Raw genomic sequence first — 19,982 nt, 5'->3', positions numbered from 1 at the left:
CATCCATGGCCACCTACGTCAACGACCGCCGCGCGATCCACGAAGGCCGCAATCCGGCCATGATTCCTGGCCCGATCAACCCCGTCTTTCCCAAGCCCCAGGGACCACCGGTTCCCATCCTCAATATGGCCCATGGCCCAGGCCTGAAAAACGGCACGGCCACGCTCAAGATTGATGGGCACCCCGTGGCCGTGGCCGGCAGCCGCTTCGAGTCCATACCCGCCACGCCCGACAAGCTCGGTGGTATCGCGGGCGTGCGTTCCGGCGTTGTCGGCGGCGCGGCCGAGCCCACCAGCTACAGCAGCGATACCAAGTTCGAGAGCCGGGGCAGCGTGCGGTCCTTCGACACGACCAAAAGCAACGCCATGGTCATCAATCCTGGCTGGGCCATGCGCCTTGCCATGAAGGCGCTGCCCGGTCCCTATGACCAATTGGCGCAGAAGGTGATCGAAAAGCTGCCGGGCGCCTTCTCCAGCCAGCTGTCGGCCCTTGGAGAAAGCCTGACCGATCCCAGCGCGCTGATCGGACCCGCCCTCAAGCTCGTGGGCAAGCTCATTCCCGGCGTCAACCTCGTCGTCGGAGGGGCCGCCATGGCCCAGGCGGCCGAGCAAGTCGCCGAACTCGCCCAGGAAATCCAGGAGCTGCTGACACCGCCTCTGACCGACGAAAAAATCGACCAGGTCGCCGAAGTGATCGCCGATGGCGTGGCCGCCATCACCATTGGCTTTGTCCTGGGCAAGATCGCCCAGCGCGCCAAATCGCGCCGCAACCCCGTGGCACAGCGCACGGACAACAGCGTCAATCCCAACACGCAGGGCAACATCATCGATAACGCCTCCAAGGGAAGCATTGACACGCCACCGACCTGCGAGCTGGGCACATGCCATCCCGTGATCTTTGCAACAGGCACCAAGATCCTGCGCGACACGGATTTCGAATTGCCCGGCCCCATGGCCCTGACCTGGCAGCGGTACTACCGCTCCAGCGACCGCCGTCCTGGCTGGCTTGGATGGGGATGGAGCACGCCCCTGTCCACCGAACTGGTGCTGGTCCACGATGCGGTGCACTACTACGACGCCCGCGGGCGCCGCATACAGCTGCCCGTGATTGCCGCCGGTACCAGCCACTTCGACCCGCGCGAAAAAATCACCGTCACCCACCACCAGCAAGGCGGCTGGAGCGTTGAAAGCGCCGATGGCACCCGGCACCTGTTCGCCCCCCCGGCCACCGGCCAATGGCGTCTGCCACTGGTGCACCTGGTGGACCGCAATGGCAACACCATCAGCCTTCACTACCCGGCCTACACTGCCACAGGCATCGATGGCCGCGCGCCCCGCCCGCTGGGACTGACCGACAGCGCTGGCCGCAAGCTGCGCTTCACCTGGAGTGAAGACCTGAGCCCCTCCGGCCCGCTCCTGCAGGAGATCCACCTGGAATCCCGTGTGATCAACGGTGTGGAACAGGTCGGCGGCCTGCTGGCACGCTATGCCTATGGGACGGATGGCAACGTCCCGGATGACGCCCACGCCAACCTCCAGTCCGCCACGGATGCCATGGGCGGCGTGGCGCACTATCGCTATCGCCAGCACCTGATGGTGGCCTACAGCAGCCGCACCGGTTTCACCTACCACCAGGAATGGAGCCGGCTTGACGCGGGCGGCCGCGTCGTGCGGACCTGGACCGACGAGCCCGCCACGCTGGACACCCGCTTCGACTACGACCTGGGCCGCCGCACCACCCATGTCACCGACGCCCTGGGCAGGCGCAGCAGCTACGAATACAACGCCCGGCATGAGGTCATCGCCATCGTCGAACCCGGGCCGGATGGCCAGCCCGTCCGATCCGAGACGCGCATGGACGCCGCCGGCAACCCGCAACAGGCGCGGGACGCCATGGGCCGCATCACCCGCTGGCAATTCGACGGCCAGGGCAACCTGCTGGCCGTCACGGATGCATCAGGTGCCACCACCCGCCTCAAATACAACCAGCTCAACCTGCCCGAAGAAGTCACCGACGCGCTGGGCCATGTCTGGCGGCAGGCCTACGACGCCCAGGGCAACCTGGTCGAGCGCCTGGACCCGCTCGGCCACGCCACGCGCTGGAAATACGACACGCGCGGCCTGCCCGTCGCCATAGAAGACGCGCTGGGCAAAACCCGCCATCTGCAGTGGGACGAAGCCGGACAGCTCGTGGCCTACACCGACTGCTCGGGCCAGGTCACGCGCTATGCGTGGGACATACTGGGCAACCTCGTGGCCTCCACCGATGCCCTGGGCCAGACCACGCGCTACCTTCACGACGCGCTTGGACGCCTGCGCCGGATGTGGGGCGCTGATGGTTCCGAACATCACTATGCCTACGACCCCCAGAGCAACCTGCTTTCCTACACCGACCCGCAAGGCGCCATCACCCGCTACACCTACAACGGCCTGGACCAGCCCGTGGAGCGCCGCGATGCGCTGGGCGGCACGCTGCGCTACCGCTATGACGCCGTGGGCAGGCTCATCGCCCTGCAGAACGAAAACGGCGCCGTCACCAGCTTCACCTACGACGCCGCAGACAACCTGATCGAGGAAACCGGTTTTGACGGCCGCATACAGCGCTACCGCTACAACGCCGCCAGCGAACTGACCGAACTGCACGAGCGCGATGCCCACCTGCCCCCGGATACGCCCTACGATCCACGGCCCGACGCAGCCCTGCCCAAGCGCACGCTGTTTCGCAGGGATGTGCTGGGCCGCCTTGTCGCCAAGATCCACGTGGGCAGCGACGCGGCAGGTAATGGAGACGGAGGAACCACCACCTATGGCTACGACCTGCTGGGCCGCATGCTGCATGCCAGCAACCCCGATGCACATGTGCGCTTCGCCTACGACGCTCTATCGCGGCTGGTGGAAGAGACCCAGGTACACATGGCGCCCAGTGCAGACGAGCAGGCGCTGGCGACCTACAGCTATCGGCACGCCTACGACGCGCTGAGCAACCGCACGGATTGCTGGCTGCCCGGGGGCCGCCACGTCCAATGGCTCTACTACGGCTCGGGCCACCTGCACCAGATCCTCGCCGACGGCCAGGTGGTCAGCGACATCGAACGCGACGCCCTGCACCAGGAAATCGAACGCACCCAAGGCACGCTGACCAGCCGCTATGGCTGGGACCCCATGGGCCGCCTCACCTCCCACAAGGTCAGCCAGCAAGGAGCACTCCAGGGTCAGCCCGGCAGGCCTTCACCCCAGGCCCTCTGGGACCGGGATACTCCCCTGCCCTCCGGCCAGCGCATCGCCCGCGTGTACCAGTACGACCCCACAGGCAACCTCGTCGCCACGCGCGACGGCCTGCGCGGCGACAGCCAGTACCGTTACGACGCCCTGGGCCGCATCCTTGCCGCCCAGAAAAATGCTGCAGGTGGATTGCCCACCTCGGGCCGGAACCTGGAAACCTTCGCATTCGACCCCGCAGGCAACCTGCTCAACCCCAACCGTGGTGGAGACCTCAGCAGCGGCGGCACCAGCAACGAACGCGAACAGGTGCCCACCAACCGGCTCGCCGTCTACCAGGACCTGCGCTTCCAGTACGACCTGCACGGCAACATCGTGGAGCGCCGCATCGGCTGGCACACCGTACAGCGCTTTCGCTACAGCGCCGAGCACCAGATGCTCGAATCCACGGTCACGCGCTACCACGACAGGCCCGAACCGAAGATCGCCGGATCGAACACGCAGCCAGAGCCTGCCGCCACCGTCCAGACCACGCGTTACCGCTACGACGCGCTGGGCCGGCGCATCGACAAGCACGATGCCTTCGGGCGCACCACCTTCCTCTACGACGGCGACCTGCTCGCCGGAGAAATCCGTGGCTCACGCCTGAGCGAATACCTCTACGAGCCCGACAGCTTCGTGCCCCTGGCCAAGCTGGAATCGGAATGGCGGGGTGAAGAAAACCGCAACGCACAGGCAGAAGCGGACCAAGCCAGCTTCGCCACCTACTACTACCACTGCGACCAGATCGGCGCCCCCCAGGAGCTCACCGACGAAACCGGCCGCATCGTCTGGGCCGCCAGCTACAAGGTCTGGGGCCAGACCCAGCAGTTGCAGTACCTGCGCACCGGCACGGACGATGCGGCGGTGTTCACCCACGACCAGCGCCCGCTGGCCCTGGCCGCCCAGGGTGAGGTACAAAGCCTTGCGCTGGTGGAGCAACCGCTACGGTTCCAGGGACAGTACTTTGACGGCGAGACGGGGCTGCACTACAACCGGTTCAGGTACTACGATCCTGTGGTGGGAAGGTTTGTGCATCAGGATCCGATTGGGTTGGAGGGAGGTGAACTTCTATATTTATATTCTCCCAATCCAATATTCTATTCAGACCCGCTAGGTTTAATACGAGTCACAGGCAAGACCAAAGGCGGGCAGAACAGAGTATCTACCACCTGGAGAAGCACTAACGGACCATCTGTGAATAGAAGGCATCACCTGATACCACAGGAAATGCTAAAAAACAAATGTTTTGTAAACAGGCTAAAAGCCATTGGCGTCAAGAACCCTAAAGATTTTGTAGATCGGCAGATAGCAGATATTACAAATTTACTTCATTTTGATATTCACTCCGGCGGATGGAACAACGACTTCAAATCATGGCTTTGCCAAAATCCTAATTTCTCTCAATCTGATCTTCAGTCGCAGATAAAGAAAATGATGAAAGACTATAAAATACCTAAAGGCAGCAGAAGCTCTGGAGGACGATATGGTGGATAAAAAGCATCTAGACTATTTTAAAGAACTCCTTGAAGGAAGAGCTGACATTTCATTTCAAGGCTACCTTGCTGCCCACGAAGATTCATTGAGAAGCCAGTTCTCAGCAGCTAGGTTTGCTCGAATCAAATTTAAAAATGTTGACGAAATTGAAAAAATTCTCAACGAAGAGAAAATACCATACTCCATAAATAACGAAGCGGTAAAATACGAAAAATACCTCTCAACCTTTCACCCTGATTCTCTAAATGGAAAAGGTAGATTAAAAGAGGGTTTCAAGGAAACTTTGTTTAATGGGTTGTTCACAAAATTCAAGGACTCCGGCAATGCAGCTGCTGCAGATCTATACAAATATATTGGATTCAAAGAAGGCAAGAAATCAAAAATAAGCATAGAAAAAATGGAGGATATTGAGTATTTCGCAGAAATAGAAACAAGATTTGGAAACAAAGATTTTGGTCTATTTATACTAAGAGCACTATCTTCCATAGAAAGGCAATTTTCAGCTGCGGATGACATTGTCCTTAGAGCAAAAGAAGCCGTTAAAAATTTGGACGTGTAAATCAGAGAATGATCATATTAATTCAATAGAATTTAAGGAAATTCTCTAGAGCGTGCTATGCAATTTTGAGCATCCGCGTTGACTTTGTGCGCTGGTGATTGCAAGGCGCAGTTCGCCGCCAAGGCTGAAGCCTTTGCAAGCGCTGCAACACCGCGAGCCCCTCTGCGCAGAGCCAACCCTTCGGGAAAGCCAGGAAAAGGGTTCGCCCGTCGTTGCAGCTCGCTTGCGGTATTGGTGTGCTACGCCTCGTTCCAGGCCCGTTCCCCGGCTTTCGCGGGTACTCAAAAGTGCATAACACGCTCTGAATTGATGGCGAGACGGGGCTGCACTACAACCGGTTCAGGTATTACGATCCTGTGGTGGGAAGGTTCGTGCATCAGGATCCGATTGGGTTGTTTGGTGGTGAAAATTTCTATGCATACGGTGTCAATCCAACTGAGTGGATTGACCCAAATGGTTTAAGCACTCATAGAAATAGAATGAATAAGGCCGCAGGGTTAGCACCCAAACACCAAACTCATCACAAAATTCCACAAGCATTGTTTAAAAAACGCCCCATATTAAAGTGTATAGATCAAGATGCTCTTGAAAATCTTATTAATCTACCTAAATATGCCGGAAAATTTGACGGTAAAAAAGGAAGATATTATGGCAAATCAACTCACAGAGGAAGTCACAACGAATATAGTGATGCGCTGCTAGATGCCATTGATAGAGAAATATCTTCTGCCGACGGCTGTCCAAAGAAACCATCTAAAAGACTTGGTGATATGCAAAAACTTCTGCACAAAGAATTGAAGAATGGCAATCCAATAAGAAAATCTGAAGGATCAAATTTCAAGTTGTGGGATGATCTCTTAAAGAAAGGCGGTTTCTAATGATTTCAGAAAATGATTTTCCCATTAATGTTCAAGAGATTTTTCACCTCATGAAAGATGGGCCACTACTGCAAACAACAGACAGAATTTCAGAAGAGCGAATATTAGATATTCATAAAGCGATGTACATGCAACAAGATGAGGACATAAAAAAACCTTATCGCTTCATCATTGACATTACCGAAGATGCATCCGGAGAAATAGAGTCCCCACCTTTTGATGAGAAAAGAAAAAAATTAACAGAATTAATTGGAAACACCAATTATTTTGAGCATCTCAGGGAATATTTCTCAAAGCATGCCATTAGCAGAATTTTGGATCCCCAAGAAATCACTGACATATCAGAAGCCATTTATGAAGATCTGATATTATGTGCGAAAGCGAGATTGATGATGCCTAGCTCTCATCCATATTTCGAAAAAATGCTAGATGTTTATCTAAGGCAAGGATTCCCGTGCGCATGGATTGGCGGTAAAAATTGGAAGAAGGGAGATTTTGTGGTTTACTCACGATAAATATTAGTGCAATAAAATATATCAAAATGATTCGGCTGATACGCGGGGCTGCTGCCTGATTAAATAAGGCAACGCAGCCTTTCACACGGCTACGACGAACTGAGCAACCGCACGGACTGCTGGCTGCCCGGGGGCCGCCGCGTCCAATGGCTCTACTACGGCTCGGGTCACCTGCACCAGATCCTCCCCGACGGCCAAGTGGCCAGGCGACGCCCTGTCCCAGGAAATCCAACGCACCCAAGGCACGCTGACCAGCCGCTATGGCTGGAACCCAATAGGCAGCCTTACCACCCATAAGGTCAGCCAGCAAGGCGCACTCCAGGGTCAGCCCGGCAGGCCTTCACCCCAGGCCCTCTTGGAGTCGGAATGGCGGAGTGAAGAACACTGTAACGTGCAGGTATAGACGGAAACAGCTCAGGCCAGCTTTGCCACCTACTATTACCAATGCGACCAGATCGGCGCCCCCAGGAGCTCACCGACGAAACCGGCCGCATCGTCTGGGCCGCCAGCTACAAGGTCTGGGGCCAGGCCTATCAGTTGCAGTACCTGCGCATAGGCACTGACGATGCGGCAGTGTCTACTCACGACCAGTGCCTCCTGGCTTTGGTTTATAAGGAACATCATGGAAAACGCGGATTTCATAAAAGTCATCAAAGACGCAGCCTTGAAAGCATTTTCCAATTTAAGAAGTTCTCATCCAGAAGAGGATTTTTGTGCATTTGGCCTATACTCTGACGAAGGCGCTATGACTGTTTGCCCATCAGCAAACACTACCTCGTTCTTAGAGAAGAAAATTAAAGAAGACCCAGAAGACACTCAATATTACAAATGGAGTACAGCCGAATGGAAATACGAATTCTCAGGACACGAATGGTTTACTGATGTTTCTGCCGAAATATCAAAATTTCATAGCACAAAACACAACAATAAAGATTTTATAAAATTTCAGAAAAATCTTTTCGAATCATGTGTAGCTGCACTTGAGCAATTAAAATCCGAAAATTTTTTCGGCAACTGTATATTGGTTTTTTCTGTAACAGACTACACCAATAATAAAAAGGAAATTTCATGGATCTCGCGCCTTAACAGCCCGCAAGAAGCATCTAGTTTCAAAAAATGGATTGATGAGCAAGACGAATAAATAAAATTTCCAACTGATTGATCTCGTAGAATAGATTTCTATAGAGCAAAAGGGCTTGAATATTTAGAGAATTCAGAAAACACTAATGGAGTACATTCCATAAATACTCTATCTATTTTGGATGGGTATGGTGCCAGTCCACACGTTACCTCTACGACGCGCTGGGCCGGCGCATCGACAAGCATGATGCCTTCGGGCGCACCACCTTCCTCTACGGCGACCTGCTGGCCGGAGAGATTTGTGGCTTCCGCCTGATCGAATACCTCTATGAGCCCGACAGCTACGTGCTCCTGGCTAAGAGTAAATCAGAATGGAGGAACGAGGAAAACCAGTTAAAGAAGCCTCAGAAAAATCTCTGCACCGCAGCTAACTCTGCTCTTGATTATTTGATCGACCAGGTTGTAATTTTAGAATACCGGATTTTTTATATTATCAACAAATGTGAAATATCAAAATTCAATATTTTGAATAACTTCAGAAAATAAAAACCTATGACAACCATACCGGATTATCCAGCGGACGTGCAAGAGATTCTCATTTTCATGAGAGATGGAAAATTTCTCGGCGGCATATACAAAAATAATGATAAATATACAGAAATCATCAAAAATATACATAAAGCCCTGGAAATATATGCCGATCAAGATATAAAAATTCCATATTACTTTCTGCCAGATATATTCAATTCCGCTCAGGGCGAAATTAAAATACCCACACCGCCAAACCAGTTAGAAAATTTCGCAATGCATCGTGATTTGGAAAATTATTACGAAAAAATAAAAACAAATAACAAACATCTGATTATTGATTTGAATCTGGATGATGATGAATACGATTTTCTGACAAACATCTTCTACGAAGATCTTGTAGCTTGTGCAAAAGCCAGACTTTTCTCAGAAGAAAAATAAATTTCTTTGAGAAATTATTCAAAATATATGCGTCATCAGGATTTCCCTGTGGTTGGAAAGGAGACAATAATCCGAACAACGGTGATTTTGTAATTTTCTCTAAGACTGATCTCTAGCTATTTGAACAATCAATAAGCATGGCCAGCACGATCGACACCATCATGACCTTGATGTCAGGCAGATATCATCGTGACCCTCCCTTGGAAGCAGAAACAATCACGGACACATCAAGAAGGATGAATCTGCCTGGCGACTACACCCAATGGATGTATTGGTCCAATGGAGGAGAAGGTGATTTCGGTGCTCTATATTTAGTTTTCTGGCCGCTGAACGAAATTGTTCAACTCAACAGAGAATTTTGCATTCAGAAGTATCTTGGCGCCAAGGCTTTGTGCTTTGCCACGGACGGCGGAAGAGTTGGCTATGTTTTCAGATCTCTCCCCAACGACTGTTCTGTTTGGTCCGTTCCCTTAGGAGATCTGGACTGGAACGCGGCAAGGAAATTAGGCGAAAATCTTGGTTCGACGTTGCTTGAATCCCTAAATTCCACATAGTCCGAGATGGACTAAAAAATCAAGCAAGTCAAAGCAATAGATTTCTTCAGTAGCCGTCAATCCGAATCAACGTGACCTAATAATATTCATGTCTCTCAATCTTCAACTTGTTGAGGAAACCATACAATTGCTGGCTGCCGGATTCCTTCATCACGATTGAAAACTCTTGAGACCGCTTCAGCATCAGCCCGTTGCAGATGGATGAGGAGCGTGAAGCATTGAAAAATTATCTCGGAAAAGACGATTTCACTGCCTTATCCTCTCCTCCCACGGGAAGCAAGATCACTCAGGAGAATGATGATATTTATGCCAAAGATGATCGTGTCTCCATCAGGATCTATCCATTGAATTCCGGAGACTGGGGCTATGAGATGGACGTTTACATCAGAGACAAAAAGTCTGATCTGACCATGCGTGGCGAGCTGCCTGAAGATTTCTACAAGAATCCGCACGGCCTCAAATTTCATCTGTTTGAAGTCATGTGATTTTTGCCTCGACCATGCAAACCATTCCCGAACTCGCCAACCCACAGACCTGGCAATCCGCCACGCACGCCCGCCGCGAAGACATCCGTCACGCCATTCTTGAGCGGCTGCCTGGCAACTTCGAGCCCGTCAAGCCCTTCGTTTACGCAGAAACTGCCGAAGGCGTGGCATGGGAAATTCCCTGTTTTCATGACGCGCAGCATGAGACCGCGCTGACCCTGGTCCTGGGCGGCGATTTCACCTACGGGGCAACGGCGCAGCGGATGGATAAGCTGCGCGGTTCGATTCCTGCGGAGGACTGGTCCTTGATTGCGCCGGTGGTCCATGCAGCGCAGGAGGCCGGTCCCGTGCATGTGCCCGCATTTCTGATGGGCCGCTTTCCCACGTTCGAGTGGGTGATTGAAGAGCATGTGGAGTTGTGCGATGGGCTGGAGCGGCCTGATTTCTCCAGCGAGGACGGGCCGTTTCCCGCCTATGTCACGCAAGAGGAAGCGCAGCGCTTTTTGGCCGCCACGGGCTATCGCCTGCCTTGGGACCATGAGTGGGAGTACGTTGCGAAGGCGGGCACGGAGCGGCTGTATGTGTGTGGGGACGCGGTTCCCCAGCGCGATCTGTCCGGTGATGTGTGCCTGACCCAGTTTGGCGATGGGCAGCTCAACCGCGCGGCCTCCAATTCCTGGGGAATGGCGGCGTTGGCGGTGGCCACATTCACCCAGCTGCAGGCCAGTCCGCACGAGTGGCGCATCCGTGGCGGTGCGGCGGCGTTCTATCCGTTTCAGCATCCCATGCAGCAGGCCATGCTGCTGACGGAGCTTCAGCTGCCGCTGGCCAACATGCCCGGGCAGATGGCGGGTCTGCGTCTGTGCCTCGATGTGCCAGCCATATAAGGGCATATAGGGCTATATGAGGTCAATCCGTGCACAGCCGTTGTTGTGGCGCTCCTGGCACAGCAATGTTCTGATGGCGTCATTTTTCGGCTTTAGGATGGCGGGCCATGTGCAATTCCCACCCCCTTTGGACGGCAGCAGCCCTGGGCATGGTAGCGGCCCTAGGTAGCGGCCCGGCTTACGCGGCTCGCCCCATGATCACGGACGATGCCCGCATCGTCGATGCCAAGTCCTGCCAGCTGGAAAGCTGGGTCAAGTCCAAAAAGGACAGCACGGAGTTCTGGGCGCAGCCGGCCTGCAATTTCACGGGCAATCTGGAGCTGACGCTGGGCGCGGCACGCACGCGAGAGGACGGCAGCAGCCGGACCACGGATGTGGTGATCCAGGGCAAGACCCTGTTCAAGGAACTGCAGCCCAATGGCTGGGGCTGGGGCCTGGCCGTGGGCAATGCCCGGCATCCGAATGACGAGGGCCAGGGCCGGGGGGATCTGTACGCCTATGTGCCCGTCACGTTCTCGCTGCGCGATGACCGGCTGTTCTTCCACACCAACGTGGGCTGGCTGCGCACGGCGCAGGCGCATCGCAACCTCATGACCTGGGGCCTGGCCACCGAGGCCCAATTGAGCCAGAGCACCTGGCTGATTGCCGAGACATTCGGCCAAAACCAGGGCAAGCCCTTCTACCAGATGGGCCTGCGCTACTGGCTGGTGCCTGGACATGTGCAGATCGATGCCACCTACGGTAACCGCGCGGGCAGCAGCACGCAGGAACGGTGGTTTTCCATCGGCTTGCGGCTGCTGTCTTCGCCGTTCCTGCCCTGAGTCCTTTCCAGCTTGCGCCCTGCCCGTTGCTCACAGCGCGCCAAACCGCCTGAGCACCATGAAGGCCGCCATGGCCAGCACGCCCAGCATCACAGAGAGCTGATTGGCGCAGGCCAGATTGCCGTCCAGTACGTTGTTGTAGATGGCCAGTGACAGGGTTTCCGTCCTGCCGATGATGTTGCCGCCCAGCATGAGCGACAGTCCGACCTCGCCCAACGCACGGCCCCCCGACAGGATCAGGCCGGCCGCAATGCCGCGCCGGGCCAGCGGCAGCTCGATGCGCCAGAACACCGACCAGGGGCGGTGCCCCAGCATGGCCGCCGCCTCCAGCAGGCGTGGCGAAGTGCCTGCAAAGGCGGCCTGCGTGGGTTTGACCATGAGCGGCAACCCGGCAATGAAGGCCGCAATGACCAGGCCCGTTTGCGAAAACACGATGTCGGGCCGCAGCACGGCCGGCAGCATCTGGGTGACAAGCCCTTGCCGGCCCAGTAGCACCAGCAGGCCATAGCCCAGCACGATGGGCGGAAACACCAGCGGCAGGCTGACCAGTGCATCGACCAGCTGGCGCCCCGCAAACCGGCGCCGCGCCAACAGCCAGCCCAGGCCCGCACCCACCAGCAATTGCAGCATCAGGCTCCAGCCAACGACATGCGCGGTCAGGGCCAGCGGCGCCTGGGCGCAAACGGAGGCGGTCATGGACTGTCAGCTGCCAGCAGGCAACGGGTGGCCCATCAAAGGCCGTGCCGCTCCAGCACCTGGCGGGCCTGCGGCGTGGCGATGAAGTCCAGCAGAGCCTGCAGTTGCGGTGATGAGGCGCGGCCCTTGAGCACGGCCAGGCTCAGTTCGATGGGCGGATGGCAGCTGGCCGCCACCGGCACGCTGGCGCCCACGCGGTCTTTCAGGGCCAGGGCCTCGGTCTTGTTGACAAAGCCTGCGTCCACCTCGCCGGTGGTCACATAGGCGCTGACCTGGGGCACCGTGGCCACTTCGACCAGGCGTTCGCCCAGCGCCTGCGCCAGGCCCAGGCGCTCCAGGCAGATGCGCGCCGCGTTGCCGTACACGGCCTTGCTGCGGTCGGCGACGGCAATGCGCTTGAATTCGGGCCTGGCCAGGTCCTGCACGCTTTCCAGGCGCTGGCCGCGCGCTGCCACCAGCACCAGTTGGCCCTGGCCCAGCGTGATGTAGCGCTCGGCCAGTTGCATGGGCTCGACAAAGGCGCGGTCGCCAATCAGCACGGCAATCTCGGGGTTCTGGCGGGCCTGGGTCTCGATCTGCTTCATGTTGCCAAAGCTGGCCTCGGCGCGAATGCCCGTGGCCTGGCCGAAGGCCTGCAGCAGTTCCAGCACGGGCTTGCGGTAGCCGGCGCCAGCGGCCAGCAGCAGGCCTTCATCGGCATGGGCCAGGCTGGCCGAGCCAGCCAACAACAGCGCCAGGAGCGGCGCCAGGCCGCGGGACAGTATGCGTTTGAACATGGATTTCCTCCTCTAGAACGCGGCGTTGAAGCCCACGCCCCTCTCTTTACGAAATATTCAATCGTATACGACGAATCCCGCACCCACCCATGTGTTCCTACTGCAGCGCCCATAAAAAAGCCTCCATGCATGAGGCATGGAGGCCGGCAGGCAGGCATGGCTGCCTGCGTCTCGGGCCAAGGTGTCTGGCCGCAGCGCTTACTTGTTGGGCTTGGCCGCAGGGCCGGCAGCGATGGGCGCCACGCCTTCGGGCTTGACGTAGGTGACCGAGGTCACATAGTGCACACCGTCGTATTTTTCTGCACCGTTCGGGCCGGTGCGCTCACCGCCGCTGCGCTCGTCGTGCGTGGCTTCGGCCACGTAGGTGCCCTTCCAGGGCATGTCGAACTGCACCAGGCCCTGCTCGTCGGCATGGGCTTCCTTGCTCCAGCCCGATTGCACGGTCAGAACCACCTTGGCCTTGGGCAGGGGCTGGCCCTTGTAGATGACCTTGAACTCGCCGGCCTTGCCCGAGGGCACGACATCCAGCGTCAGGCGCGGGGCCTGGGCGGCAAAGCCGGTGATCAGGCGTGCAGCCGGGTGGTACCAGTTGCGCAGTTCCTGCTCGCCCTTCTTGCTGGTGTACAGCGGATAGCCGGCATCCTCGGCCACGATGCTGTCGCCCTGGCCGGCTTTGAAGGGCAGCGCAAAGCCGGTGCCGGTCTTGCGGCCGTCGGCCGCCTTCTCGCCCTGGGCAGACACCAGGGTGGCCACGGGCTTGCCGAACTTGTCGAGCAGGCCCGGCGATGTCTCGCGCAGGTTGTCGCCAAACTCGCCAAAGCGGATCACGGCGGTTTCGCCGGCCGGTTGCTCCAGCCAGATCTGGTGGGCCTGGCTGGCGCCGCTGGCGGCCAGGAGTGCGGAGACAAGAATCCAGTGTTTCTTCATTGCAGCTTCCTCAAAGGACAAAAAAACAGCCATCGGCGCCACAACGGGCCGACGGCATGAACGTGCTTGGGGAGTGGGGTGCGGCCGGATGTCGCCGCATTGATTATTTAATGCGAATGGTTTGCATTCTATGCGCATTGCAAACCGCTCCGGCGCAGTTCACCAGGTGGCTGCAATGGGGTCCGGCCCAGCGTTCAGGCGGCATCCTCGATGCGCACCGGCTCGCCCGTGAAGGCCAGCGCCTCGGCAGCCTGCTCCCAGGGACGCCTGTCGTGCGCCCTGGCCGGGCGCAGCACAAAGCCCTCGCCTTCCGCGTGCGTGGTGCTGGCCGCGGGCGGCAGCGGCAGGCCCATGCGCTCATGCGCCTGGGCCACGAGGGTGCGGGCGTAGATTTCTGCGGCCATGCTGCGCAGGCGCGGCTTGTAGACCTTGCCCACGTTGGTGGTGGGCAGCGCATCGATGATGCGCACATAGCGCGGGCGCGCGGGCGCTTCGTCCACGCCGGCTGCGGCAAAGGCCAGCAGTTCGGTCTCATCGGCCTGGGCGCCGGGGTGGAGCGCGACAAAGGCCACAGGCACCTCGCCCGCATAGGCATCGGGTGCGCCCACGGCGGCGCAGGCCTTGACGGCGGGATGGCGCTCCAGCGCCTGCTCTATCACCTGCGGATCGATGTTGTGGCCGCTGCGGATGATCACGTCCTTGGAACGCCCGCGCAGCCGCAGCAGGCCATCGGCGCCCACCGAGCCCAGGTCGCCCGTGATCAGCCAGCCGTCATCGGTGAGGTAGCTGGACGGCCCGATGCCGCCCAGGTAGCCGGAAAACAGGTTGGGCGACTGGAACACCACCATGCCGGTTTCGCCGGGCGCCGCTTCCTGGTCCGATGGCCTGCCGTCCGGCCCCATGCGGCGCACGGTCAGGCGCGCAAACGGCAGGCGCAGGCCCACATGGCCCGCCGCCGCGTGCAGGCCGGGCGGCGTGATGGTGGAGATGCCCGTCATCTCGGTCATGCCCAGGCTCTCGTGCACATGGAAACCGCTGTGCGCCTTGAAGCGCGCCGCCACCTCGGGCGACAGCGGCGCGGCGCCCGTGCGGAAGTAGCGGATGGAGGACACATCGGCCCCCTGCAGCGGCACCTCCACCAGCGCGGCCAGCACCGTGGGCACGGCCGACATCAGCGTGGGCTTCCACTGTGCCGCCATCCGCCAGAAGCCGGCAATCACGGCCTTGTTGCGAAACAGCCCCGTGGTCGGAATGATGACGTGGGCCCCGGCCGAGAAGCAGGCCAGCGAGCCCGGCAGCACGCCCGCCACATGGAACAGCGGGTAGCCGTTGATGGTGCGGTCGGCCGTGTTCAGGCCCTGCATCTGCACGCTGGCCCAGGCGGTGTAGACCTGGGCGCCATGCGTCTGCACGGCGATCTTGGGCGCACCCGTGGTGCCCCCGGTATGGAAGTAGGCCGCCACGTCGCCGGCCTGGGGCTGGCGCCCGCTCACCAGCCGGTCGGAGGGCTGGGCGGCCAGGGCGGCATGCAGATCGCTGGCGGGCCAGCGCTGTCCATTCGCCTGGGGAACCCGACCTTCATGCGAGACCCAGAGCACATGCGCCAGGTCCGCATCCAGCGACGCCACCTTGTCCCGGATGCCGGCATCGTCCTCGTCCGCCCAGGCGATCAGAAAGCGCGCGCCCGTGGTCCGCATCAGGGCAGAGATCTTCTCGGCACTCAGCAGCGGATTGATGGGCTGCACGATGCCCGCCGCCTCGCCGCCCCACAGCGCAAAGTGGTACTCCATGCAGCCGGGCAGCAGGATGGCCACCGTGTCGCTGGCGCCCATGCCCAGCGCATGCAGGGCGTTGGCCGTCTGGTGGATCTTGCCCAGCAGTTCGGCATAGCTCAGGTGCCGGGCATCATCCGCGCTGCCGGCCTGGGGCAGAAAGCTCAGTGCCCTGCCCTGGCCGTGCTCACGCGCGGAGTTGCAAAAGAGGTCGTAGACCGTTTGCGCCGTGATCAGCCCGACCATGGGCTGGCTTTCGATGGCCTCCACATCGGCCAGGGAACGCACGGCCCGCAGGGGCCGGAACATGGATTGCACAGGAATAGGACTCATGGCCATGGATTCACTCCGCGCCCAGGCCGTTGGTGCGCACCACCTCGCCCCAGCGTGTGTAGTCGCTGCGGATCAGGCCCTCGGTGTCCTGGGGGTTGAGGTAGGCGGCCGTCACGCCGATCTTCTCGAAGCGGTCGCGCACCTCGTCGGTGGCCAGCAGCTGGCGCGAGGTGGCGCTGAGCTTGTCGATGATGGCGCGCGGCGTGTCCCTGGGTGCCACCAGGCCGCCCCAGGACGATGCCTCATAGCCGCCAAAGCCCTGCTCGGCCATGGTCTGCACGCCGTCCAGCGCCTTCACGCGCTGCGGCGTGCCCACCGCCAGTGCCCTCAGCCGCCCGCTGCGGATATGGGGCAGCGCAGACACCATGTCCGCATAGATCACCGGCACCACGCCGCCCAGCGTGTCGTTCATGGCGGGCGCACTGCCCTTGTAGGCCACGTGCTGCATGGTGTGCAGCTTGGCGGATTTCATCAGTTCCATGCTCAGGTGGCCCGAGCTGCCCGCGCCGGAGCTGGTGTAGTCCAGCGTGGAGGGCTGCGCCTTGGCGTACTGGAACAGCGATTTGAGGTCGGTCACCTTGGGCAGCGACTGCGCATTGACCGCAATCACATTGGGCAGGTCATAGATCTTGGTGACCGGGGCGAAATCCGTGGCCGGGTGGAACTTGACGTTCTTGAAGAAATGCGGCGCCATGATGGTGGGCGTGACCATCATCATCAGCGTATAGCCGTCAGGCGCTGCCGTGCGGAACTGGCCTGCCGCCACCGCGCCCGATGCGCCGGGCTTGTTCTCTATCACCACGGGCTGGCCCAGCTGGCGCGCCAGCGCCTCGGCGTAGACGCGCGCCGCGCCATCGGTGGGCCCACCCGGCGGGAAGGGAACGACCAGGCGAATCGGCCTGTCGGGCCAGGCGCCGGTATCGGTATTGGCCTGCGCCGCGCCGCACAGCGATGCGAACGCAGCCACGCCGATGGCGCCCAGCGCCATGCCCTTGGCCAACGCCTGTCTTTTTGTGATGCCTGCCATCTTGTCTCCTTGAATGTTTATGTGTTCTGGCTGGCCCATTCTGCCCAGCGCACCCTCTTTGACAATGGCGGCGGCGGTTGACATCATGTCAAACAATATTGACACCCCCTTGGACCGCAACGCATGGATCTCCTGGCATTCAACATCCTTGTCCAGATCATCGAACACGGAAACCTGAGCCAGGCGGCAAAGTTCTTGAACATGTCGCGGGCCAACGTGAGCTACCACCTGGCCCGGCTGGAGAAGTCCCTGGGCGCATCGCTGCTGCGCAGAACGCCCCAGGGCGTGGAGGCCACCGAGGTCGGCCAGCGCATCTACCGCCATGCGCGCAACATCCTCAACGAGACCGAGCTGGTGCGCGAACTGGCCCAAAGCAGCACGGACGACATCTCGGGCAAGATCGGGCTGAGCGTGCCCACCGGCTACGGCCACCTGGTCATGGCGCCGTGGCTGATCGAGTTCAAGCGCGCCCATCCGCAGGTGGTGCTGGACATCCGCCTGGAGAACTTCATAGACAACCTGCTCAAGGACAGCGTGGACATCGCGATCCGCGTCATGTCCGACCCGCCACCCATGCTGGTGGCGCGCGACATGGGGCCGGTGCGCTACAGCCTGTGCGCCTCCAGCGACTGGCTGCGCAGCCACCGCCTGCCGGAGACACCATCCGAGCTGTCGCGCACGCCGCTCATCACATCGGGCGGAGAAAGCGGCAAGGTGCGCCTGCAGATTGCGCGGAACGGTCAGCCGCTGGAGGAGCTGGACATCACGCCCACGCTGATGTCGCGCAGCTACCCTTTCCTGTGCGACTGCATCACCTCCGGCCTGGGCGTGGGGCTGGTGCCCGACTACATGGTGCGCCGCCAGGTGGAAGATGGCCGCGTCGTGCTGGCCATGCAGGACTACGAATTCAGCATCAACCAGGGCCGCATGTTCATGCTGTACATGCCCAACCGCTTCCAGTCCGGCGCCGCCCGGGCCTTGATCGACTTTCTGAGCGACAGGATGGGCCTTGCGCGCATCATCCGGCCGGGTGACTTGCCCGACACGGCGCAGACCTTGCGACCGCCGGAATGACGCGGGAACAAAGTTTGTAGACGACTGGTCGGTTTTTGCGTTAGACTTCGATCCCATGAAGAAACCCGCACAGGAAACACGCCAGCACATCCTTGATGTGGCCAAGGCGTTGATGACCCAGAAAGGCTATACGGCCGTCGGCCTGGCCGAGGTCGTCGCGGCTGCGGGCGTGCCCAAGGGCTCCTTCTACTACTACTTCAAGTCCAAGGAAGAGTTCGGCCAGGCCCTGCTGCAGGAGTACTTCGATGAGTACCTGGCCAAGATCGATGCGCTCATGGAGACGCCCGATCCGGCCATCTCCCGGCTGATGACCTACTTCCGCCATTGGACGCAGAACCAGTGCTCGGCCCATGCAGGAGGCCAGTGCCTCGTGGTCAAGCTGGGCCCCGAGGTCTGCGACCTGTCCGACGACATGCGCTCGGTGCTGCGCACCGGCACCGACGCCATCATCACCCGGCTGACCGACTGCGTGCGCGCCGGCCAAGCCGATGGCTCCATCACATCCGACCTGGACGCGCCTGCGCTGGCCGAATCGCTGTACCAGCTGTGGCTGGGCGCCTCCCTGCTGTCCAAGCTGGGCCGGCATGAGGAGCCATTTGCCGCAGCCCTTGTGTCCACGAAGCGGCTGCTGGGCTGAGCAGGCCTGGCCGCTGCTTTTTATTTGCCTTGCTTGTAGACGACTGGTCAACTTCAAACCCTTCACCCTTTACCCATCCCTCTTCCTTTTTGTTCAACCACCACCACTGCACACCATGACCGACCACAGCCTTCACACCGATCTGTTCTCCCCCACCCAACTGGGCGGCCTGTCGCTCGCCAACCGCTTCGTCATGGCCCCGCTGACCCGCAGCCGCGCCGGTGACGACGGCGTGCCCACCGAACTGCACGCCGCCTACTACGCCCAGCGCGCCAGCGCGGGCCTGTTGATCAGCGAAGCCGTCAACATCTCCGCACAGGGCCGGGGCTACAACCTCACGCCCGGCATCTGGACCGAGGAACAGGTCGCCGGCTGGAAGAAGGTCACCGACGCCGTGCACGCGGCCGGCGGCAAGATCGTGGCCCAGCTGTGGCACGTGGGCCGCTACTCGCACGTGGACCTGCAGCCCGGTGGCGTGGCCCCTGTCGCCCCCTCTGCCATCAAGGCCGAAGGCGTCACCTTCACGCCCAACGGCGTGGCCGAGGTATCCATGCCCCGCGCCCTGGAAACCAGCGAAATCCCCGGCATCGTCGAGCAATACCGCCATGCGGCCGAATGCGCCAAGCGTGCAGGTTTTGACGGCGTGGAAGTGCACTCGGCCAACGGCTACCTGCTCGACCAGTTCCTGCGCGACTCCACCAACCACCGCAGCGACGCCTATGGCGGCAGCATCGAAAACCGCGCCCGCCTGACGCTGGAAGTCACCGACACCGTGACCAAGGTCTGGGGCGCCGACCGCGTGGGCATCCGCCTGTCGCCCGTCACTCCCAACGCCGGCAACACGCCGCTGGACAGCGATGTGATGGCCCTCTACGGCTACCTCATCCCCCAGCTCAACCGCTTCGGCCTGGCCTACCTGCACGTCGTGGAAGGCGCCACCGGCGGCTCGCGCGAACTGCCGCCCGGCGTGGACCTGGACGCGCTGCGCAAGCTCTTTGACGGCGCCTACATGGGCAACAACGGCTATGACCTGGAACTGGCCATGGACCGCCGCGCCAAGGGCCTGATCGACACCGTGGCCATCGGCCGCCCCTTCATCGCCAACCCCGACCTGGTGGCCCGCCTGCGCCATGGCAAGGAACTGGCCGTGGCCCCGCACGAGGCCTACTACGGCGGCGGTGCCCAGGGCTACACGGACTGGCCAGTGGCCGCCTGAGCCGGCCATCCGCCCCACGATC

19 protein-coding genes and 1 pseudogene are annotated in these 19,982 nt (G+C 59.8%); 15 read left to right on the top strand and 5 right to left on the bottom strand.

Annotation, left to right across the window (positions count from 1 at the left end):
• Positions 1-5 precede the first annotated feature (5 nt).
• The 12 genes and pseudogenes from ACUTR7_RS01680 (at position 6) to ACUTR7_RS01625 (ending at position 11,502) form a co-directional block, all read left to right on the top strand.
• Positions 6-4,754, top strand: coding sequence for a DUF6531 domain-containing protein (locus ACUTR7_RS01680; protein ID WP_445607948.1), 4,749 nt, complete (start codon positions 6-8; stop codon positions 4,752-4,754).
• Entirely contained in the window at positions 4,744-5,313 is a 570-nt protein-coding gene (locus ACUTR7_RS01675; protein WP_088164688.1) for a hypothetical protein, read from the top strand. Before ACUTR7_RS01680 ends, ACUTR7_RS01675 begins: the two co-directional genes overlap by 11 nt.
• A gap of 308 nt (positions 5,314-5,621) precedes the next feature.
• Positions 5,622-5,774, top strand: a pseudogene (locus tag ACUTR7_RS01670) (RHS repeat-associated core domain-containing protein); the annotation flags it as partial.
• Between the two features lie 18 nt (positions 5,775-5,792).
• Positions 5,793-6,191, top strand: coding sequence for an AHH domain-containing protein (locus tag ACUTR7_RS01665; RefSeq protein WP_445608233.1), 399 nt, complete (start codon positions 5,793-5,795; stop codon positions 6,189-6,191).
• Positions 6,191-6,706, top strand: coding sequence for a hypothetical protein (locus tag ACUTR7_RS01660; protein WP_445607947.1), 516 nt, complete (start codon positions 6,191-6,193; stop codon positions 6,704-6,706). The genes ACUTR7_RS01665 and ACUTR7_RS01660 overlap by 1 nt, the downstream gene beginning before the upstream one ends.
• Before the next feature lie 444 nt (positions 6,707-7,150).
• The gene (locus ACUTR7_RS01655) at positions 7,151-7,441 is read left to right on the top strand and encodes an RHS domain-containing protein (RefSeq protein WP_428144777.1); all 291 of its coding nucleotides are present in this window, start codon (positions 7,151-7,153) and stop codon (positions 7,439-7,441) included.
• The gene (locus ACUTR7_RS01650) at positions 7,329-7,847 is read left to right on the top strand and encodes a DUF4303 domain-containing protein (RefSeq protein WP_445607946.1); all 519 of its coding nucleotides are present in this window, start codon (positions 7,329-7,331) and stop codon (positions 7,845-7,847) included. Before ACUTR7_RS01655 ends, ACUTR7_RS01650 begins: the two co-directional genes overlap by 113 nt.
• A gap of 491 nt (positions 7,848-8,338) precedes the next feature.
• A complete protein-coding gene (locus ACUTR7_RS01645; protein ID WP_445607945.1) occupies positions 8,339-8,755 on the top strand; it encodes a hypothetical protein in 417 nt (138 codons plus the stop codon).
• A 137-nt stretch (positions 8,756-8,892) separates the two neighbouring features.
• Positions 8,893-9,309 (top strand): SMI1/KNR4 family protein, encoded by a 417-nt coding sequence (locus ACUTR7_RS01640; protein ID WP_445607944.1) that lies wholly within the window; start codon positions 8,893-8,895, stop codon positions 9,307-9,309.
• Between the two features lie 197 nt (positions 9,310-9,506).
• Positions 9,507-9,794 (top strand): hypothetical protein, encoded by a 288-nt coding sequence (locus ACUTR7_RS01635; protein ID WP_445607943.1) that lies wholly within the window; start codon positions 9,507-9,509, stop codon positions 9,792-9,794.
• Positions 9,795-9,808: 14 nt separating this feature from the next.
• Complete coding sequence (locus ACUTR7_RS01630; RefSeq protein WP_445607942.1) at positions 9,809-10,681, top strand: hypothetical protein; 873 nt, start codon at positions 9,809-9,811, stop codon at positions 10,679-10,681.
• A 107-nt stretch (positions 10,682-10,788) separates the two neighbouring features.
• Complete coding sequence (locus ACUTR7_RS01625; protein ID WP_445607941.1) at positions 10,789-11,502, top strand: hypothetical protein; 714 nt, start codon at positions 10,789-10,791, stop codon at positions 11,500-11,502.
• A 30-nt stretch (positions 11,503-11,532) separates the two neighbouring features.
• Here the strand turns inward: ACUTR7_RS01625 and ACUTR7_RS01620 are convergent, their stop codons facing one another.
• The 5 genes from ACUTR7_RS01620 to ACUTR7_RS01600 all read right to left on the bottom strand — a co-directional run bounded on the left by ACUTR7_RS01620 (position 11,533) and on the right by ACUTR7_RS01600 (position 17,033).
• Positions 11,533-12,198 (bottom strand): molybdate ABC transporter permease subunit, encoded by a 666-nt coding sequence (locus ACUTR7_RS01620; RefSeq protein ID WP_445607940.1) that lies wholly within the window; start codon positions 12,196-12,198, stop codon positions 11,533-11,535.
• 35 nt (positions 12,199-12,233) lie between these two features.
• Positions 12,234-12,974 carry a molybdate ABC transporter substrate-binding protein gene (gene modA, locus ACUTR7_RS01615; protein ID WP_063326031.1) on the bottom strand — a complete coding sequence of 247 codons (741 nt, stop codon included), beginning with the start codon at positions 12,972-12,974 and terminating at the stop codon, positions 12,234-12,236.
• Positions 12,975-13,172: 198 nt separating this feature from the next.
• A complete protein-coding gene (locus tag ACUTR7_RS01610; RefSeq protein WP_013802332.1) occupies positions 13,173-13,901 on the bottom strand; it encodes a DUF4198 domain-containing protein in 729 nt (242 codons plus the stop codon).
• 194 nt (positions 13,902-14,095) lie between these two features.
• Entirely contained in the window at positions 14,096-16,012 is a 1,917-nt protein-coding gene (locus tag ACUTR7_RS01605; RefSeq protein WP_445607939.1) for an AMP-binding protein, read from the bottom strand.
• Positions 16,013-16,016: 4 nt separating this feature from the next.
• Positions 16,017-17,033, bottom strand: a complete 1,017-nt coding sequence (locus ACUTR7_RS01600) for a Bug family tripartite tricarboxylate transporter substrate binding protein (RefSeq protein WP_445607938.1) — start codon at positions 17,031-17,033, stop codon at positions 16,017-16,019.
• Positions 17,034-17,156: 123 nt separating this feature from the next.
• Between ACUTR7_RS01600 and ACUTR7_RS01595 the strand changes: the two genes are divergently transcribed.
• From ACUTR7_RS01595 to ACUTR7_RS01585, 3 genes are all read left to right on the top strand, one after another.
• The gene (locus ACUTR7_RS01595) at positions 17,157-18,107 is read left to right on the top strand and encodes a LysR family transcriptional regulator (RefSeq protein ID WP_445607937.1); all 951 of its coding nucleotides are present in this window, start codon (positions 17,157-17,159) and stop codon (positions 18,105-18,107) included.
• Between the two features lie 55 nt (positions 18,108-18,162).
• Positions 18,163-18,744, top strand: a complete 582-nt coding sequence (locus ACUTR7_RS01590; RefSeq protein WP_012205713.1) for a TetR/AcrR family transcriptional regulator — start codon at positions 18,163-18,165, stop codon at positions 18,742-18,744.
• A 115-nt stretch (positions 18,745-18,859) separates the two neighbouring features.
• Positions 18,860-19,960: an alkene reductase gene (locus tag ACUTR7_RS01585; RefSeq protein WP_445607936.1), complete on the top strand. Its 1,101-nt coding sequence runs from the start codon at positions 18,860-18,862 to the stop codon at positions 19,958-19,960.
• Positions 19,961-19,982 lie beyond the last annotated feature (22 nt).

The sequence above is a fragment of the Delftia sp. NA_296.1 genome (assembly GCF_052692095.1).
This window is presented reverse-complemented; position numbering and strand designations above follow the sequence as displayed.

Coding starts and splice junctions, on each gene's coding strand:
- ACUTR7_RS01665 (WP_445608233.1), top strand. CDS start 5,793: ATGAATAAGGCCGCAGGGTTAGCACCCAAACACCAAACTCATCACAAA.
- ACUTR7_RS01635 (WP_445607943.1), top strand. CDS start 9,507: ATGGATGAGGAGCGTGAAGCATTGAAAAATTATCTCGGAAAAGACGAT.
- ACUTR7_RS01585 (WP_445607936.1), top strand. CDS start 18,860: ATGACCGACCACAGCCTTCACACCGATCTGTTCTCCCCCACCCAACTG.
- ACUTR7_RS01595 (WP_445607937.1), top strand. CDS start 17,157: ATGGATCTCCTGGCATTCAACATCCTTGTCCAGATCATCGAACACGGA.
- ACUTR7_RS01680 (WP_445607948.1), top strand. CDS start 6: ATGGCCACCTACGTCAACGACCGCCGCGCGATCCACGAAGGCCGCAAT.
- ACUTR7_RS01655 (WP_428144777.1), top strand. CDS start 7,151: ATGCGACCAGATCGGCGCCCCCAGGAGCTCACCGACGAAACCGGCCGC.
- ACUTR7_RS01610 (WP_013802332.1), bottom strand. CDS start 13,901: ATGAAGAAACACTGGATTCTTGTCTCCGCACTCCTGGCCGCCAGCGGC.
- ACUTR7_RS01650 (WP_445607946.1), top strand. CDS start 7,329: ATGGAAAACGCGGATTTCATAAAAGTCATCAAAGACGCAGCCTTGAAA.
- ACUTR7_RS01660 (WP_445607947.1), top strand. CDS start 6,191: ATGATTTCAGAAAATGATTTTCCCATTAATGTTCAAGAGATTTTTCAC.
- ACUTR7_RS01625 (WP_445607941.1), top strand. CDS start 10,789: ATGTGCAATTCCCACCCCCTTTGGACGGCAGCAGCCCTGGGCATGGTA.
- ACUTR7_RS01590 (WP_012205713.1), top strand. CDS start 18,163: ATGAAGAAACCCGCACAGGAAACACGCCAGCACATCCTTGATGTGGCC.
- ACUTR7_RS01620 (WP_445607940.1), bottom strand. CDS start 12,198: ATGACCGCCTCCGTTTGCGCCCAGGCGCCGCTGGCCCTGACCGCGCAT.
- ACUTR7_RS01605 (WP_445607939.1), bottom strand. CDS start 16,012: ATGGCCATGAGTCCTATTCCTGTGCAATCCATGTTCCGGCCCCTGCGG.
- ACUTR7_RS01675 (WP_088164688.1), top strand. CDS start 4,744: ATGGTGGATAAAAAGCATCTAGACTATTTTAAAGAACTCCTTGAAGGA.
- ACUTR7_RS01640 (WP_445607944.1), top strand. CDS start 8,893: ATGGCCAGCACGATCGACACCATCATGACCTTGATGTCAGGCAGATAT.
- ACUTR7_RS01645 (WP_445607945.1), top strand. CDS start 8,339: ATGACAACCATACCGGATTATCCAGCGGACGTGCAAGAGATTCTCATT.
- modA (WP_063326031.1), bottom strand. CDS start 12,974: ATGTTCAAACGCATACTGTCCCGCGGCCTGGCGCCGCTCCTGGCGCTG.
- ACUTR7_RS01630 (WP_445607942.1), top strand. CDS start 9,809: ATGCAAACCATTCCCGAACTCGCCAACCCACAGACCTGGCAATCCGCC.
- ACUTR7_RS01600 (WP_445607938.1), bottom strand. CDS start 17,033: ATGGCAGGCATCACAAAAAGACAGGCGTTGGCCAAGGGCATGGCGCTG.